The sequence below is a fragment of the Faecousia intestinalis genome (assembly GCF_040096185.1).
In the GTDB taxonomy this organism is placed as follows: domain Bacteria; phylum Bacillota; class Clostridia; order Oscillospirales; family Oscillospiraceae; genus JAZOXB01.
On sequence record NZ_JBBMFF010000210.1, the window covers coordinates 1 to 17,197 of the forward strand.

A 17,197-nucleotide genomic window follows, 5' to 3' on the forward strand; every position below is an offset into this window, starting at 1 on the left:
CCGCATCCGTAAGGCGGCAAAGCCGCCAACGGCTGCGCAATATTTCAAGTTTTTCATACCGATGGATTGACGAAAAATATCCGGCATCCGCCGCAGCTGATCTATGCAGAGCTTCCTCTAAGTACCGCGGGTAATCATATTGTCCCACGGGGCCGGAAAAATTATACGCCCCCGTGCTCTATCCTATGCGGCACGGGGGCGTCATGTGTTTTTCAGACTGTCAAAAACCTGCCCAGCCGAAAATTACGCCGGGAAGAAAAGTGGAAAAGGAAACCGTCAGGGTCAGCTTGGCGAAAAAGTCCGAAGGGATTTTTTGACAAGCTGTTTTATTCCTGCAGCATATCGAGGAACTGCTGCTCCGTCAGAACAGGGATCCCAAGCTCGCCTGCCTTGCGCAGCTTGCTGCCCGCATTCTCGCCTGCCACGACATACGTCGTCTTCTTCGAGACGGAGCCGGAGGCCTTGCCGCCGTGCGCCTCGATCTTTTCCGTGGCCTCATCGCGCGTGAACAGCGACAGAGCGCCCGTGAGCACGAATGTCATGCCCGCAAAGCGGTCGTCCGCCGGCGCGGCCGTGCTCTCAAAATTCACGCCTGCCTCGCGCAGGCGGCGCAGCATGTGCTGCGACTGCGGGCTTGCAAACCACGACACGATGCTCTGTGCCGTGATGGCCCCGATGTCGCTGACCTGCGTGAGCGCGGCCTCGTCCGCCTGCATGAGCGCGTCCATGGAGCCAAACGTGCGCGCAAGCACCTTGGCGGCCTTTTCGCCGACCTGCCGGATGCCGAGCGCATAGATCAGGCGGCTGAGATCGGCGCTGCGGCTGGCCGCGATGGAGTCCAGCAGCTTCTGTGCGGCGCGCGTGCCGCTCTTCCAGAGGCTCTTCAGGTCATCCAGCTGCAGGTAGTAGATATCCGCCGGAGAATGGATGTGGCCGCCCGCGATGAGCTGGTCCACAATGGCCTCGCCGAGGCCCTCGATATCCATGGCGCCGCGCGAAACAAAATGCGCGATGTTGCGGCTGAGCTGGGCCGGACATTCCGCACCCGTGCAGCGCATGGCCGCACCGTCCGGGTCCCGCTCGACCGGCGCGCCGCAGACGGGGCACACGGACGGCAGACGGAACGGCACGGCGTCCTGTGGGCGCTTCTCCGGCACGACCGCAAGAATTTCCGGGATGATCTCGCCCGCCTTGCGGATGGTGACGGTGTCGCCGATGCGGATATCCTTTTCGGAAATGAAGTCCTGATTGTGGAGTGTTGCGCTTGTGACCGTTGTGCCCGCCAGCCGGACGGGGCTGACGACAGCGCGCGGCGTCAGGACGCCGGTCCGCCCGACCTGCACGACGATGTCCTCCACAAGGGTCTCACGAATTTCGGGCGGATATTTATAGGCGCAGGCCCAGCGCGGGAATTTCGCCGTGCTGCCGAGCTGCGCACGCTGCGGCAGGCTGTCGAGCTTGACCACCGCGCCGTCGATGTCAAAGGCAAAGCCGTCGCGTGTCTCGCCGATCCCGGCAATGCGCCGCAGGGCCTCATCCGCCGTGGCGCAGCGCGTGTGCGGGATAACATGGAAGCGCAGCGCCTGCAGGAATTCCAGCGTCTCGATGTGCGACGTGAACTCCCGCCCCTCGGCAAGCTGGAGGTTAAAGACGAGAATGTCCAGCCTCCGCTCCGCCGCCACGGCGGGATCGAGCTGGCGCAGGCTGCCCGCTGCGGCATTGCGTGGATTGGCAAACAGCGGCTTGCCCTCCTCCTCGCGCGCCTCGTTGAGCTGCGCGAAGACCGCGCGGGGCATGAAGACCTCGCCGCGGACGATGAGACGGTGCGGCGCGCCGTCCAGATGCATGGGAATGGAGCGGATCGTCTTGAGATTCTCCGTCACGTCCTCGCCGATGCGGCCGTCGCCGCGCGTTGCACCGCGGACGAACGCGCCGTCCACATATTCCAGCGCAACGGACAGGCCGTCGACCTTCGGCTCGACGCTGTAGACGGCGTCCGGCACGCTCTCGCGCACCCGGCCGTCAAACTCGCGGACCTCGTCCGGCGAGAACACGTCCTGCAGACTCTCGAGCGGCACGGCGTGCTCGACCTTTTCAAACTTGCTCAGCGCCTCGCCGCCGACCCGGCGCGTGGGCGAGAGCGGCGATGCCAGCTCCGGATGCGCGGCCTCCAGCTCCTCCAGCCGCCGCAGCAGCCGGTCATATTCATAATCCTCCATCTCGGGCGCATCGAGCACATAGTACTGATGGTTCGCCCGCTCCAGCACCTCGGTCAGGTGCGCGATCTCTTCGCGTGGGTTCATGTTCCTTCCTCCTCCGGGCCGCCCAGCCCGATGTAGGTGGACGGCACATTGCCGACGATGACGGTCTCCGCCGCAAGGACGGTCACATCGACGGCGAGCTCCTGCGTACCGGCCAGCGACAGGATCGTGACCGTAACGTGAATATCGATAAAAATCTGGTGCAGTGTCTGGTTGATCCCGACCGTGCTGAAGCGGTTCCGGAACGCGGCGTCCGAGGTCCGTACGGCCAGCACGCGCACGACCAGCCGCGGCCCCATGCCAGAAAACAGCTCCGGCAGCACGACGCTCCCGACCGGGATGCCAAGCTCCTCAACGGACAGGTCCGCGAGATTTTCGTCGATCCGGGCCGTCAGCGCCGTGCGGAAGCGGTTCAGCCCCGCCACGTTCGACCGCACGGCCGTGACATTGCCCTGCGTATCCTTCTCCAGCTCGACGAGCTTGTCATAGGTGATCTCCTCCGCCGTGAGCGTGTCCTGCACGGCGTCGTTGATGGCCGCCGAGGCCTGATTATCCAGCTGCAGCGCCGCCAGCTGCGCCAGCACGGGCGCATAGTGAAGCCGCGTCAGCAGCACAAGGACCGAGACCGCCGCCAGCAGCACGGCAAGCGCCGCGCGCAAGCGGTTCCGCTGCACAAATGTCATTCTGCCCACCACCCCCTGCAGCTTATGCGGGGCGCGGGCGTGGTATGTTTATAGCTTCTTCATGCGCGAGGCGGCAAAGTTTGCCATCAGGCGCTTCGTGCCGATCTGGTCAAAGGCGATTTCGAGCATTTTGTCATTGCCCGTCGGCAGGACGGACAGCACAAGGCCGCGGCCGAAGACGTCGTGCTCGACCGTGTCGCCCTTGCGGAAGTCGATCACAGGTCCGGATGCATGGTGCGAGCCGAGCGTGTCGCTGTGGGGCATGGTCGGGCGCGGGCGCGGCTTGGCCTGCTGCACGAAGCGCGGCTGCGTGTGCTGCTTGCGCTCGACAAGCTCCTCCGGGATCTCCGCAAGGAAGCGGGACGGACGGCTGACCGTTGTGCGGCCGTAGAGCATGCGCTGGTGCGCGCAGGTGATGGTCAGGCGGCGCTTGGCGCGCGTGATAGCCACATAGCACAGGCGGCGCTCCTCCTCCATCTCCTCCGGCTCGCCGATGGCGCGGGCGCTCGGGAACAGGCCGTCCTCCGCACCGACAAGATAGACCTCCGGGAATTCCAAACCCTTGGCCGAGTGCACCGTCATCATGACGACGGCGTCCGCCGTGCGGTCATACTGCTCGATGTCGGTATAGAGCGCGATCTCCTCCAGAAAGCCGCTGAGGCTCGGCGCATCCGCATTCTCCAGATACGTCAGGATGGAGGAACGCAGCTCGCGCACGTTCTCGAGACGGGTGCGGCTCTCCACATCGCCCTTCTGCTCGAGCATGGCGGCGTAGCCCGTGCGGATGAGCAGCTCGTCGTAGAATTCCGGCAGCGGCATCGTGCGGGAAAGCTCCGCGCACGACTCGATCAGCTCCGCGAACTGCTGCAGCTTGCCCTCGGCCCGCTCCAGCGCGGGATAGGAGCGGGCATTGCAAAGCACGGAATACAGCGGGCGGCCCTCCGCCGCGCTCTGGCGCTCGATGACCTCGAGCGTTTTGCCGCCGATGCCGCGCGGCGGCTGATTGATGATGCGGCGCAGGCGCAGATCGTCCGCACGGTTGTTGATGAGACAGAGATAGGCCAGCATGTCCTTGACCTCCGCGCGGTCGAAGAAGCGCGTGCCGCCGATGATGCGATACGGGATGCCGTTTCGCTTGAAGGCATATTCCAGCGCGTTCGACTGCGCGTTCATGCGGTAGAGCACGGCGAAATCGCCGTAATTCCGGCCGTGGGAATCCGTCAGGATGCGGTTTGCGACGTAGTTGGCCTCCTCCACGCCGTCAGAGGCCTCATAGATGCGCACGCGGTCCCCCTGTCCGTTCTCGGTCCAGAGCTTCTTGCCCTTGCGGCCGCGGTTGTTGGCGATGACGGCGTTGGCCGCATCCAGAATGGACTGCGTCGAGCGGTAGTTCTGCTCCAGCCGGATGAGGCGCGCGCCCTGATACTCGTTTTCAAAATTCAGGATGTTCTCGATCGTCGCGCCGCGGAAGCGATAGATGCTCTGGTCATCGTCACCGACGACGCAGATATTCTCGTGCCGGCCGGCCAGCAGCGAGGCCAGCAGATACTGCAGGTGGTTCGTATCCTGATACTCGTCGATGAGGACATAGCGGAACTTGCGCTGATAGTGGTCGCGCACGTCCTCATATTCCTGCAGCAGGCGGACCGTCAGCAGGATGATGTCATCAAAATCAACGGCGTTTGCCTCCTGCAGCCGTCTCTGGTAGGACGCGTAGAGCTGGCCGATGCACTTCAGGCGGTAATCCGAGTTGACGGAGGCCAGAAACTCCTCCGGCGTCTGCATCTGGTCCTTCAGGCGGGAGATCTGCGTGAGGACGGCGCGCGGCGGGAATGTCTTCTCGTCCAGCCCGCGCTCACGAAGGAGGTCCTTCATCACGCGCTCGGAATCCGCGGTGTCGTAGATCGTAAAGCTGCGGTCATAGCCGAGGCGCTCGATCTCGCGCCGCAGGATGCGGCAGCAGGCCGAGTGGAACGTCATGGCCCAGACGTCGTTCGCCTCCGGGCCGAGCAGGTCCGTCAGGCGTTCGCGCAGCTCATTTGCCGCCTTGTTCGTGAAGGTGATGGCCAGAATGCTCCACGGCGCTGCCGGGCGCAGGGCACAGAGGGCATCCGCCCGCTGCACGCCCTCCTCCGTTGGGTATTTTGCCTGCTCCTCCAGAAAATCGATGTCCTCCGGCACGGCATCCGGCGGAACCTCCGTGCTGTCGGAGGCGCAGCCATAACGGATCAGATTGGCGATGCGGTGGATGAGAACGGTCGTCTTGCCGCTGCCGGCGCCGGCCAGCAGCAGGAGCGGCCCCTCCGTGGTCAGAACAGCCTCGAGCTGACGCGGATTCATGCGCGAAAAGCGCGAGGCGATATAATCTCTGCGTGCGGCGCAAAAGCGCTGCTCCAGTTCCTGTGTCATAATTACTCCCTGTCGAGAAGCCCCCGCCGAATCGGCTGTAGGGCGAAATGGTTTATCCTTGTTTTTACCCTTATATTTTAGTACATCCGCGCGAAAAAAGAAAGCCCGATTTTGCTGCCCGGCCACAGCAGCACACCCGCAAAATAAAAATGCCCTGCCGAGAGGCGCACTCTGGAAGGAAGTGCGCCTCAGTTATATTCGCCTGACAGCGAGTGAAATTGTCCTTCGGACAGTGATAGGATACTTCGCATCGTGATATTGCCTGCGGCAGTTTAACGGGCGAATATAATATCACAAAAACCGAGAGGCTTTTATATCACTTTCCGAATAGGAAAATATCACTCCGGGCAAAGCCCGGAATATCACTTGCTCTTTCCGGGCGGCCTGACATTTGACGTCGATTGTACCTTTTCTTTCCGGTAATTCTCTGCTATAATGAGGAAAACCGATTTCAGGAGGCAAGCCTATGCCGATCTCTGCAGAAGCACCGTGGCTGAATTATTACGGTGCGATTCCCCGCACGCTGAATTATCCGCGCCTGACCATCTACCAGCTCGTCGCGCAGACCGCGCGGGAATGCCCGGATCTGCCCGCCTATGAGTTCATGGGCCGCAGAACGAGCTACCGCAATTTTCTGGCGCGCATCGACCGCGCCGCCCTCGCGCTCTACACCGCAGGCATCCGCGCGGGCGACCGCGTGACGATCTGCATGCCGAACACGCCGCAGGCGCTCGACTGCTTCTATGCACTCAATCGCATCGGGGCCGTGTCCAATATGATCCATCCCCTGTCCGCCGAGGAGGAGATCCGCTTCTACCTCGATATCTCGGGCAGTCAGGCCATTTTAACGCTCGATCGCTTCTACGGCAAGGTAGCCGCGGCCGCCGCACGGGCCAAGCGCAAGCCGAAGCTCTGGATCGCCCGCCTGCAGCCGGAGCTGAAGCCGCTCATGCGCCTCGGCTATGACCTGACGCAGGGCCGCAAAACACCGAAGCTCCCGCAGGAGGGCTATACGCTCTGGACGGACCTGCTGCGCAAAGCCGCAGGTACGCTTCCGCCGGACGACGGCCAGTGCGATGCCTGCGCCAGCATCCTCTATTCCGGCGGCACGACCGGCACGACGAAGGGCATCTGCCTTTCCAGCTACAATTTCAACGCTCTTGCGCTGCAGACCATCGCAGCCAGCGGCTATGAAAGCATCCGCGGCTGCACAATGCTCTCCGTCATGCCCGTGTTTCACGGCTTCGGCCTCGGCATCGGCATCCACACGGCGCTCGTCGGCGGAGCCTGCTGCATCCTCGTGCCGAATTTCAACATCCGGACCTATGCCGACCTGCTGCGCAAAAAGCACCCGAACTTTATTCCCGGCGTGCCGACGCTGTTCGAGGCTCTGCTGCGCACGACCGGGTTGGAAAAGCTCGACATGTCGTTCCTCATGGGCGTATTCTCCGGCGGCGACTCGCTGTCCGTGGAGCTGAAGCACAAGGTCGACGCCTTCCTGCGCGCGCACAATGCCAAGGTGCAGATCCGCGAGGGCTACGGCACGACGGAGTGCGTCACCGCCAGCTGCCTGACGCCGGTCGACACCGCGCGCGACGGCTCCATCGGCATTCCCTTCCCCGACACCTTCTATAAGATCGTCCGCCCCGGTACAACGGAGGAGGTCGCCCCCGGCGAGGAGGGCGAGATCTGCCTGTCCGGCCCGACGGTCATGCTCGGCTATCTCGACAATCCGAAGGAGACGGCGCTCGTTCTGCAGCGGCACAACGACGGCCGCATCTGGCTGCACACCGGCGACCTCGGCTGCATGGATACAGACGGCTTCGTCTACTTCCGCCAGCGCATCAAGCGCATGATCATCACCTCGGGCTACAACGTCTATCCAAGCCAGCTGGAGAATATCATCGACGGCAACGAAAACGTTCTGCTGTCGTGCGTCATCGGCGTGAAGGATCCCTATAAAATGCAGAAGGTCAAGGCCTTCGTCGTGCTGAAGCCGGGAGTCGCCCCGACGGAAGCAGTCCGGCAGGACCTGATGGCCTACTGCCGCAAGCGCATCGCAAAATATGCCATGCCCTACGAGATCGAATTCCGGGAGGAGCTTCCCAAAACGCTTGTCGGCAAGGTCGCTTACCGCATGCTGGAGGAGGAAGCGGAAAAGGAGCAGAACGCATGACAAATGAAACCTCTCTGCCCGCAAAGCAGCGCATCTGGGAGCTGGATGCCCTGCGCGGGCTGTGCATCCTGTGCATGGTCGCCATCCACGCCTTCTGGGACCTGAGCGCCTTCGGCGGGTTTGCCTTTGACCTGCCCGGCTGGTTTCTGTTCTGCCGGCAGTACGGCCACATTCTGTTCATCCTGCTCTCCGGTCTGTGCGCTACGCTGGCCTCGCGCAGCTTTCAGCGCGGCGTGTATGTGTTCGGCGCGGCCCTTGTAATCTCGTATGTCACGTTTTTTATGGTGCAAGTCCTGAACTTTCCGGACGATATGCTCATCTGGTTCGGCATCCTGCATATGCTCGGTGTGTGCATGATGCTCTTCCCGCTGTTCAAGCGGCTGCCGGTGTGGGCGCTGGCCGTGCTGGGTGTGAGCTTCGTGGCGCTCGGCGTCTGGTTCGAGTCATTCTGTATCCCCGTGAATTTCCTGTTCCCGCTCGGTCTGCGCGCACAGGGCTTCTACTGCGGCGGCGACTATTTCCCGCTGCTGCCGGGCTTCGGCTGGTTCCTGCTCGGCGCGGTCATCGGCCGCACCGCCTACCGCAAAAAGCAGAGCCTGCTGCCGCGCGTGAACGCCGCAAATCCCGTCATCCGCTTTTTCTCGTTCTGCGGGCGGCATTCGCTGCTCATCTACATGCTGCATCAGCCCGTGCTGACCATCGGCACGATCCTGATCTTCGGCTGAACCATATTCCCGATTTGACGCGGGTCTGCTCAACGCGGAAGTGTTGACAGGCCCGCGCCGTTTTGTTATAATGTATCACAGATAGATAGTGATACTATCAGAAAGCTGGGGTGCCTTATGACCCAAAAGGAGCTGCGCGAGCAGAACCGCGCCGCCGTCATTCGGGCGGCACAGGGGCGCTTCCTCGCCCAGAGCATTGACAAGACCACCATCGCCGAGATCGCCGAGGACGCCGATCTGACACCGATGTCCGTCTACCGCTATTTCGGCAGCAAGCAGGCCATTGCCGTCGCCGTCGCCAATCATCTGCTCGACGCATATCTCGCCGAGCACAGTGCGCGCTGCGAGGCCGCCCGGAGCGGTGCGCCGGAGAACGGTTATGAGACGTTTTCCCGCGTATTGGGCGCATATATCGATACCTACGAGGCCCATCCGGAATACATCCGCTTTCTGCAGGACATGGCGTTCTACGCCCTGCGCGAGCAGCTGACGGAATCCGTGCGCTACATGTGCTTCAGCCGCCCCGTGGCGACCGGGCTGGACAAACCGGGACGCGAGGCGCTCGTGCGCGGCATGGAGGACGGCTCCGTCCGCCGCGACCTCGATCTTGAGATGGTCTACCTCAATCTCGTGAACCTGCTCACGGGCGGCGTCAATTTCCGCATTCTGATCGACGAAGCAACACAAATGAAGATCATCCGCTCGTCTGCGGAGATCCTTCTGTATTATGTAAAGAACTCCGGGAGGTAAGAACGATGGAAAAGAATTATGTTGTGATGACCGACTCCTCTGCTGACCTGAATCCGGCACTGGAGCAGGAGCTGGGCGTGGATATCATCCCGCTGAGTGTCAACTGCGGCGACCGGACCTTCCTGGACTATCCGGATGAGCGCGAGATCAAAACCAGCGAGTTTTACGGCATGCTGCGCAGCGGCGCAAACGCCAAGACCGCGGCCGCGAACGTCGAAACGTTCCTCACGGCAATGTCCCGCCATCTGGAGCAAGGCAAGGACGTGCTGTATCTCGGCTTCTCATCCGGTCTGAGCAGCACCTACAGCGCCTCCGAGATCGCCGCGCAGGAGCTGCGCGAGCGCTATCCCGAGCGGAAGGTTCTGACGGTCGACACGCTGTGCGCCTCCATGGGTCAGGGCCTGCTGGTTTGGCTGACCGTGCAGGAGCTGAAGCACGGCGCAACGCTGGAGGAGGCTGCAAAGTACGCTGAAGACAACCGCCTGCACCTGTGCCACTGGTTCACGGTCGACGATCTGTTCTTCCTGAAGCGCGGCGGCCGCGTCTCGGCGGCGACGGCCCTCGTCGGCAGCGCGCTCGGCATCAAGCCCGTGCTTCATGTGGACAACGAAGGCCACCTCATCAACGTCTCGAAGGCCCGCGGCCGCAAAAATTCCATCCTTGCACTGGTCGACCGCATGGAGAGAAGCGCCATTGAGCCGGAAAAGCAGACCGTCTTCATCAGCCACGGTGACTGCCTTGCAGACGCGGAATTCCTGGCTCAGGAGGTCCGCCGCCGTCTGCACGTCCCGCGTATCGAGATCAACTACGTCGGCCCGGTCATCGGTGCGCACTCCGGCCCCGGCACACTGGCCCTGTTCTTCCTCGGAACGGAGCGCTGAGGCCCATAAAATGATAGAAAAAACGCTGCGGTCCCCGGTTGGATCGCAGCGTTTTTTTCAGATGTCTCTTCTGCCCTCGAGCGCGCGCAGCAGCGTGACCTCGTCGGCATACTCCAGCTGGCTGCCGACGGGGATGCCATAGGCAAGGCGCGTCACGCGCACCTCCAGCGGGCGCAGCAGGCGGGAAAGGTACATGGCGGTCGCCTCACCCTCCGTGTCCGGATTCGTGGCCATGATGACCTCGCGCACGCCGCCCTTGCCGACGCGCTCAAGCAGCTCGCGGATGCGCAGATCGTCCGGGCCGACCTGATTCAGCGGGGAGATCACGCCGTGCAGCACATGGTACACGCCGTGGTATTCCCGGGCGCGCTCCATGGCGACAACATCCTTTGGCTCCGCCACGACGCAGACGAGACCGTGGTCACGCTCCTCATCCTCGCAGATGGGGCAGATGTCACGGTCCGTCAGGTTCTGGCACACGGGGCACAGGTGGACAGACTTCCGCGCCTCGAGCAGGGCGTCGGCGAATTCCTCCGCCTCCTCCTGCGGCTGGGAGAGTAAGTAGAACGCCAGCCGCTGCGCCGTCTTGCCGCCGATGCCCGGCAGCTTGGCAAACTGTTCTGTCAGCCGCTCCAATGCGGCGGGAAAAACGCGCATCAGAACAGGCCGCCGAGATTCAGGCCGCCGGTCAGGCGGGACATATTCTGTGACGCCTCAGCCTCGGCCTTGCGCATGGCCTCGTTCACCGCGGCGACGACCATATCCTGCAGCATTTCGACGTCCTCGGGGTCCACGGCCTCCGGGTCGATCGTCAGGGAGACGACCTCGTGCTTGCCGTTCACGACGGCCTTGACCACGCCGCCGCCCGCAGCAGCCTCATACTGCTTGACCTCCAGCTCCTCCTGCATTTTCAGCATGTCCTGCTGCATTTTCTGGGCCTGCTTGATCATGTTCATGTTCATGCCGCCGCCCATCGGGCCGCGGAAACCGCCTTTTGCCATAGTGACATTCTCCTTTTTCAAGTTGGAATTTATTCTTACTTCAGTTCGACCAGTTCCGGGTGCTCCTCCCCGAAGCTCACGAGCCGCGCGAAGCCCTCGTTCGGCTTCTCTGCCTTACCGGAGGCGATGCGCACCCGCACGGACCTGCCCAGCAGGGCCGTGGCGGCATCCGCCACCGGCCGGAGGACCTCCGGCTTGTTGATGAGGTTCCGCACGAATTCCGTCTCCGTCTGCAGCTCCAGAACGTCCCCGTGCAGCGTACCGCGCACCGGCGCATTGTCCTGCATGGAGAACATGGCCTGCTCCGGCAGCGGGAGCGTCGTTTTCAGCCGCTTGACAAGCTCCGGCCAGAAGCCCGGCGGGGCCTCGGACGGTGCAGGCTGCTGCGGCTCCGGGGCCGTCTCCGGCTCCTCCGGCGCTGCGGTTTCCTGCTGCGCCTGCTCCTCCTGCTGCGGTGCAGCAGCGACGGGCACGACACCGCGCGCCAGACGCTCCTCCACGCGGCACAGGCGGGCATTGAGCGACTCGGCATCCAGACTGGCCTCCGGCTCGCACAGGCGCACAAGGCAGAGCTCGGCGTCGATGCGGCGGTTCGCGCTGGCGTTGAAGCCCGCTGCCGTGTCGCGCAGGACGGCCGTGATGCGCAGCAGCTCCCCCGGGCTGAGCAGCGGCTGCAGCGTGCGCAGCTCCTGCGGCGTGCAGATGCCGGAGATCATCTGGATCCCGGCCTGCGGGGCCGTGCGCAGGATGAGCAGATCGCGCGCCACGGCGCACAGCTCGTCCAGCATGGCGCCGAGGTCCTTGCCCTCGGCATACTGCGTGTTGAAAATAGAAAGCGCCGCAGCCGCATCATGCTTCCCGACGGCCTCCATGAGCGCCGCCGTCTGCCGCGCGCCCGCAAGGCCGAGGACCTTGCAGGCCTCGTCGACCGTCACCGCGCCCTGCGCAGCGGAGGCGCACTGGTCGAGCAGGCTCACCGCATCGCGCAGACCGCCGTCTGCCAGCCGCGCCAGAAACGCAGCCGCATCCGGCTCGAGCTCGATGCTCTCCTGATAGGCGATATAATTCAGACGGCCCACGATATCCTCCGGCACGATGCGCCGGAAGGCGAAGCGCTGGCAGCGCGACAGGATCGTGGCCGGCACCTTATGCAGCTCCGTCGTCGCCAGAATGAACAGCAGGTGCTCCGGCGGCTCCTCGATGATCTTGAGCAGGGCGTTGAACGCGCTCAGCGAGAGCATATGCACCTCGTCGATGATATACACACGCTTTTTGACCTCCGCCGGGGTATAGACGGCGTCGTCGCGCAGGGCACGGACGCTGTCCACGCCGTTATTCGAGGCGGCATCGATCTCCAGCACATCCATGCACGCGCCCGCATCGATGCTCCGGCAGGCGGCGCAGCGGTTGCAGGGGTTGCCGTCCTGCGGATTTTCGCAGTTCACAGCCTTGGCCAGAATTTTGGCGCAGGTCGTCTTGCCGGTGCCGCGCGTGCCCGTGAACAGATAGGCATGGCTCAGGCGGCCGGTCTGGAGCTGATTCTTCAGAGTCTGGGTCACGCCCTGCTGACCGACGACGTCGTCAAAGGTCTGCGGGCGGTATTTGCGGTAAAGTGCCTGATACATGTCATCATCTCCCAGTGCATAGTATACGCGAAAACGGCGCAAATTGCAATCGCGCCGGTGCAAAAAAACGCGCGGGAGGGGCGTCCCTTCCGCGCGTTTTATTGTCCATTCCGATCCATGACAAGATCGCACACCCATATTTGAATCCGGAACCATTTCCGTTTCCCGAACAGCCAGCTCAGCAGCGGCGTCCTTGCGGCACACGGACAGATCCGCTTAATGCTGCTCGGTTCCCCGCCTGACATGGTTCACGGGAGCCCGTTGCGCAAGACCGATGCCTCAACACCGCTTATTCGGACAGCAAAACAGCACGAACCCGGGTATGGGAGTTCATCCCTGCTATAGCGGATTGCAGGTCACAGGGCACCGCTATCTCCCCGACTAGTGCGACCTTGTCACAGACCGGAATGGCCTGATTCAGCCCTCGTTCAGCTTCTTTTCAATGTAATCGGCAAGCTCACCAATGGTGGTCAGCTCTGCCATATCGTTCTGGTCAAAATCCACGCCGAGCTCTTCTTCCATGTCCATCATCATTTCGACCATGTCCATCGAGTCAAGCTGCAGGCTCTTAAACGTCGTATCCCAGTGCAGCGAATCCTTCGGGAAATCGAACTGCTCTGCCAGATATGTCGTGATCCGTTCAAACATCGTTCTTCGCTCCTGTCTTTGACGCGCTGCAAAGTCGCGCCTCTCTCCTCTCTATATCATACGGATTTTTTCCGTAAAGTCAAGAGAAATTTTTTCAGGGGCGTTCCAGCTGTCATCCTAAAAAGTCTTTCAGCACTTTAGAACGCGACGGATGGCGCAGCTTACGCAGAGCCTTCGCCTCGATCTGGCGGATGCGCTCGCGTGTGACGTTAAATTCTTCCCCGACTTCCTCCAGCGTATGCATGCGGCCGTCCGTCAGGCCGTAGCGCAGGCGCAGCACGCGCTCCTCCCGCGGCGTGAGCGTCTTCAGCACGCCCGCCAGCTGCTCGCGCAGCATGGCATAGGACGCGGCGTCCGCGGGCTCCTCGGCCTCGTCGTCCTGAATGAAGTCGCCGAGGTGGCTGTCATCCTCCTCGCCGACCGGCGTCTCGAGTGAGATGGGCTCCTGTCCGATGCGCATGACCTCCTCGACCTTCTCCAGCGGGAGATGCAGCTTGTGCGCGATCTCCTCGGGCGACGGCTCGTGGCCCAGCTCCTGCAGCAGCTCATGGTTGGCGCGGGAGACGCGGTTGATGGTCTCGACCATGTGTACCGGAATGCGGATCGTGCGGGCGTGGTCGGCAATGGCGCGGGAAATGGCCTGTCGGATCCACCAGGTCGCATAGGTGGAGAATTTATAGCCCTTCGTGTAGTCGAACTTGCCGACGGCCTTGATGAGGCCGAGATTGCCCTCCTGGATGAGATCGAGGAACGGCAGGCCGCGGCCGACATAACGCTTTGCGATGGAAACGACGAGACGAAGGTTGGCCTCTGTCATTTTTTTCTGGGCCTCTTCATCGCCCTCGGCCATGCGCACGGCGAGCTTGTGCTCCTCCTCCAGCGTGAGCAGGGGGATCTTGCCGATCTCCTTGAGGTACATGCGCACCGGGTCGTTCAGGCTCATATTTTCGGAGAGATCCTCCGTGTCGATGATCTTCTCCTCCTCGATCAGCTCGAGGTCCTCCTCGCTCGGGAGCATCTCCTCCGGCTTGGACAGCAGCTCCACGACGTCGGAGACGTCGATCTCCACTCCGGCCTCGTCCAGCGCCTCGTAGATCAGCTCCGTCTGCTTTTCATCCGCATCGATCGCCTCGAGCGTATCGATGAGGTCCTTGGAGGCGATCTTTTTCTCCCGCTTCGCCTTTTCCAAAAGCGCGCGGAGCTTCTCGTTCATCTGCACCTGTTCTTCCATCGCTTACGAACCTCCATATCCTTTTTTCTTCTTCAGATCCCGCTGCATGGCAAGCAGGTCGCTGGCGTCGCTCACGCGCGCCTTGGCCCGCTCCTCACGCAGGATGCGCAGGTAATCCGCCAGCGCCGTTTCGGACAGCGGCGGCTCCTGCTTCTGCAGCACGGCCGTCAGATGCGCCATTTCCGCCGGGCTCAGGCTGTCCGCCAGCGCCGCAGGCGTGATGGCAAGATCGTTCTGCCACCGCTCGCGCAGAGCGGCATAGACCCGGCCGAACAGCGGCACGGAGAAATCCTCCGCCGTCAGGCCCTCCGTCTGCGCCAGCAGAGCAGGCTCGCGGAACAGCATGCGCAGCAGGCCCTCCTCCGCCACGGCGGAGCGGACGTTGTCGTAGCGCAGCTCGCGCTGGAACGGCTGAACGGCCGCGGCCGGGTCCATCTCCCGGCGCGTCTCCTCGCGCTTCTCCTGCCGCAGCAGGCGCTTGCGGGCGCGGTCGATCTCCATGCGCAGCACGTCCGGCGAAAGCCCTGCCGCCTCGGCGGCACGCGTGCCGTAGACCTCGCGCTCCACCGCCGTGCCGAAGCCCGCGATAAGGGCGGCGGCCTGCTTGGCAAACTCCACCTTCTGCTCATCCTGCGAGAGGTCAAAGCGCATCTGCAGCGAGCGCAGGCGGTACTCTGCCTGATTTTCGCAGCCCTCCAGCAGCAGGCGGAAGCGGTCCGCGCCGTATTTCTTCAGGAATTCATCCGGGTCCTTTGCGCCGCGCATCCGCAGGATGCGCACCCGCAGACCCGTCCGCTCCAGCATGGGGATGGCGCGCTGGGTGGCGTTCTGCCCGGCCTCGTCGCCGTCGTAGGTCAGCACAAGCTCATCGGTATATTTGGACAGCATGTCCGCGTGCTCCTGCGTCAGCGAGGTGCCGAGCGAGGCCACCGCACAGTCGAAGCCATATTGATGCAGCGCGATGGCATCCATATAGCCCTCCGTGAGGATGATGAATTCCCGCTTGCTTTTCTTGACGACATTCATGGCGAAAAGGTTCCGCCGCTTGTTAAAAATAATCGTTTCCGGCGAGTTCAGGTACTTCGGCGTCGAATCGTCCATGACGCGGCCGCCGAAACCGATGACATTGCCGCGCACGTCGATGATGGGGAACATCAGTCGGTTGCGGAAGCGGTCATAGAGCGTCCCCTTGTCGCGGTTCTGGCTGAGGAGGCCCGCCTCGAGCAGTTCCTCCTTCGTGTAGCCCTTTGCCGTCATAACGTCAAGCAGAGCCGTCCAGCGATTCGGCGAATAGCCGAGGCCGAAGCGTGTGACCGTCTGGCCGGAGACACCGCGCTTCTGCAGATAGGCCCGCGCCTCCTCTCCCGCCGGGGTCTTGAGCTGGGCGTGATAGAACTGTGCCGCCGCGCGGCACAGTGCCCAGAGCCGTTCTTTTTTCTTATACTGCGACTGATAAGCGCCATCGTCCGGGACCTCGAGGCCCGCGCGCTTTGCCAGGAAGCGCACGGCGTCGCCGTAGGTGAGGTTCTCGATCTCCATGATGAAATTCACCACGCCGCCGCCCTTGTGGCAGCCGAAGCAGTAGAAAATGCCCTTCTCCGGCGCGACGGAGAACGACGGCGTCTTTTCGCCATGGAAGGGGCAGAGGCCAAACAGGTTGCTGCCCCGGCGCGTCAGCGCGACATATTGCCCGACGACGTCCTCAATGGGATTCCGGGCGTTGAGTTCATCCAGAAATGCCGGGGGAAAAGCCACGGCTCTGCCTCCTTTCAGCCACGCACCTGCCAGCCGGTCGGAATGAACAGCTCGTCATACTTGTACATGGCATATTTGTCCGTCATGCCCGCGATATAATCGCACACGACGCGTGGAAGCCCCTCGAACGTGAGCTGCGGCTGGAAATCCTGCGGCAGCGCCTCGGGATGGGCGATGTAATAGGTATAAAGCTCCTGCAGGATGCGGCGGGCCTTGGATTCCTCGCCTTTGGCGACCGGATTCTTGTAGACGTGCTCAAACATAAACTGGCGCAGGGCCTGCATGGTCTGCTCGATCTCGGGCGTCATGCCCAGCTCTCCCGTGCCGCGTGAGTGGAAGATCATATCCGTCACGAGCGTATTGATGCGCTCGCGGTGGGTCTCGCCGAGCACATCGGAGATCTCGCGCGGAATGTCGTCATTCGTCAGGATCCCGGCGCGCATGGCGTCGTCGATGTCGTGGTTGATATAGGCGATCTGGTCGGATTTGCGTACGATCTGGCCCTCGAGCGTCTCCGGCATGCGGCTGTGGCTCGAATGGCCGAGGATGCCCATGCGGACCTCATAGGTCAGGTTCAGGCCCTGCCCGTCCTTCTCCAGTACGTCTACAACGCGCAGAGACTGCTCGTTATGGCGGAACGGCTCGCCCATGACCTCCGTCAGCGCAACCTCGCCCGCGTGGCCGAACGGCGTATGGCCGAGATCGTGGCCGAAGGCAATGGCTTCGGCCAGGTCCTCGTTCAGACGCAGGGCGCGCGTAATGGTGCGCGCGATGCGCGCGACCTCCAGCGTGTGCGTCATACGCGTGCGGTAGTGATCGCCCTCCGGCTGCAGGAAGACCTGCGTCTTGTGCATGAGGCGGCGGAAGGACTTGCTGTGCAGGATGCGGTCGGAGTCCCGCTGATAGCAGGTCCGCACGTCGTTTTCCTGCGCCTCCTCCGGCCGCGGGCGGCCGCGCGTGGCATCGGAAAACTGCGCACGCTCACTGAGGCAAAGGTGCTCGGTCCATTCCAGTTCTTCCCGGATCGTCATCGGCATTTCCTCCCGTCTGTC

At 62.7% G+C, this 17,197-nt stretch carries 14 protein-coding genes and 1 other RNA gene; 4 read left to right on the top strand and 11 right to left on the bottom strand.

The annotated features are described in order from the left end of the window. Window positions 1-326: 326 nt before the first annotated feature. From ligA to WMO66_RS07380, 3 genes are read right to left on the bottom strand one after another with little or no spacing between them, the layout of a single operon-like run. A complete protein-coding gene (ligA, locus tag WMO66_RS07370) occupies window positions 327-2,303 on the bottom strand; it encodes an NAD-dependent DNA ligase LigA (protein WP_349135766.1) in 1,977 nt (658 codons plus the stop codon). Then, window positions 2,300-2,944 carry a sporulation protein YunB gene (gene yunB, locus WMO66_RS07375; RefSeq protein ID WP_349135768.1) on the bottom strand — a complete coding sequence of 215 codons (645 nt, stop codon included), beginning with the start codon at window positions 2,942-2,944 and terminating at the stop codon, window positions 2,300-2,302. Before yunB ends, ligA begins: the two co-directional genes overlap by 4 nt. 48 nt (window positions 2,945-2,992) lie before the next feature. Continuing rightward, on the bottom strand, window positions 2,993-5,353 hold the full coding sequence (locus tag WMO66_RS07380) for an ATP-dependent helicase (protein ID WP_349135769.1): 2,361 nt from the start codon (window positions 5,351-5,353) through the stop codon (window positions 2,993-2,995). 466 nt (window positions 5,354-5,819) lie between these two features. Between WMO66_RS07380 and WMO66_RS07385 the strand changes: the two genes are divergently transcribed. The 4 genes from WMO66_RS07385 to WMO66_RS07400 all read left to right on the top strand — a co-directional run bounded on the left by WMO66_RS07385 (window position 5,820) and on the right by WMO66_RS07400 (window position 9,885). Beyond that, window positions 5,820-7,529, top strand: coding sequence for a class I adenylate-forming enzyme family protein (locus WMO66_RS07385; protein ID WP_349135770.1), 1,710 nt, complete (start codon window positions 5,820-5,822; stop codon window positions 7,527-7,529). After that, window positions 7,526-8,254, top strand: a complete 729-nt coding sequence (locus tag WMO66_RS07390; RefSeq protein WP_349135771.1) for a heparan-alpha-glucosaminide N-acetyltransferase — start codon at window positions 7,526-7,528, stop codon at window positions 8,252-8,254. Before WMO66_RS07385 ends, WMO66_RS07390 begins: the two co-directional genes overlap by 4 nt. 117 nt (window positions 8,255-8,371) lie before the next feature. After that, on the top strand, window positions 8,372-9,004 hold the full coding sequence (locus WMO66_RS07395; RefSeq protein ID WP_349135772.1) for a TetR/AcrR family transcriptional regulator: 633 nt from the start codon (window positions 8,372-8,374) through the stop codon (window positions 9,002-9,004). A 5-nt stretch (window positions 9,005-9,009) separates the two neighbouring features. Continuing rightward, window positions 9,010-9,885 (top strand): DegV family protein, encoded by an 876-nt coding sequence (locus WMO66_RS07400; protein WP_349135773.1) that lies wholly within the window; start codon window positions 9,010-9,012, stop codon window positions 9,883-9,885. A gap of 57 nt (window positions 9,886-9,942) precedes the next feature. On the opposite strand, the gene recR is transcribed toward WMO66_RS07400, so the two are convergent. The 8 genes from recR to WMO66_RS07440 form a co-directional block, all read right to left on the bottom strand. Further along, complete coding sequence (recR, locus tag WMO66_RS07405) at window positions 9,943-10,542, bottom strand: recombination mediator RecR (RefSeq protein ID WP_349135775.1); 600 nt, start codon at window positions 10,540-10,542, stop codon at window positions 9,943-9,945. After that, window positions 10,542-10,886, bottom strand: a complete 345-nt coding sequence (locus WMO66_RS07410; protein WP_349135776.1) for a YbaB/EbfC family nucleoid-associated protein — start codon at window positions 10,884-10,886, stop codon at window positions 10,542-10,544. The genes recR and WMO66_RS07410 overlap by 1 nt, the downstream gene beginning before the upstream one ends. 35 nt (window positions 10,887-10,921) lie before the next feature. Beyond that, window positions 10,922-12,511, bottom strand: coding sequence for a DNA polymerase III subunit gamma/tau (dnaX, locus tag WMO66_RS07415; RefSeq protein ID WP_349135778.1), 1,590 nt, complete (start codon window positions 12,509-12,511; stop codon window positions 10,922-10,924). A gap of 126 nt (window positions 12,512-12,637) precedes the next feature. Beyond that, an RNA gene (gene ffs / locus WMO66_RS07420) (signal recognition particle sRNA large type) lies at window positions 12,638-12,901 on the bottom strand. Between the two features lie 27 nt (window positions 12,902-12,928). Continuing rightward, on the bottom strand, window positions 12,929-13,159 hold the full coding sequence (locus tag WMO66_RS07425) for an acyl carrier protein (protein WP_349135779.1): 231 nt from the start codon (window positions 13,157-13,159) through the stop codon (window positions 12,929-12,931). A gap of 112 nt (window positions 13,160-13,271) precedes the next feature. Continuing rightward, window positions 13,272-14,390: an RNA polymerase sigma factor RpoD gene (gene rpoD, locus WMO66_RS07430; RefSeq protein WP_349135780.1), complete on the bottom strand. Its 1,119-nt coding sequence runs from the start codon at window positions 14,388-14,390 to the stop codon at window positions 13,272-13,274. A gap of 3 nt (window positions 14,391-14,393) precedes the next feature. Continuing rightward, on the bottom strand, window positions 14,394-16,145 hold the full coding sequence (gene dnaG / locus WMO66_RS07435) for a DNA primase (RefSeq protein WP_349135781.1): 1,752 nt from the start codon (window positions 16,143-16,145) through the stop codon (window positions 14,394-14,396). A gap of 14 nt (window positions 16,146-16,159) precedes the next feature. After that, window positions 16,160-17,176 (bottom strand): deoxyguanosinetriphosphate triphosphohydrolase, encoded by a 1,017-nt coding sequence (locus WMO66_RS07440; protein ID WP_349135782.1) that lies wholly within the window; start codon window positions 17,174-17,176, stop codon window positions 16,160-16,162. Window positions 17,177-17,197 lie beyond the last annotated feature (21 nt).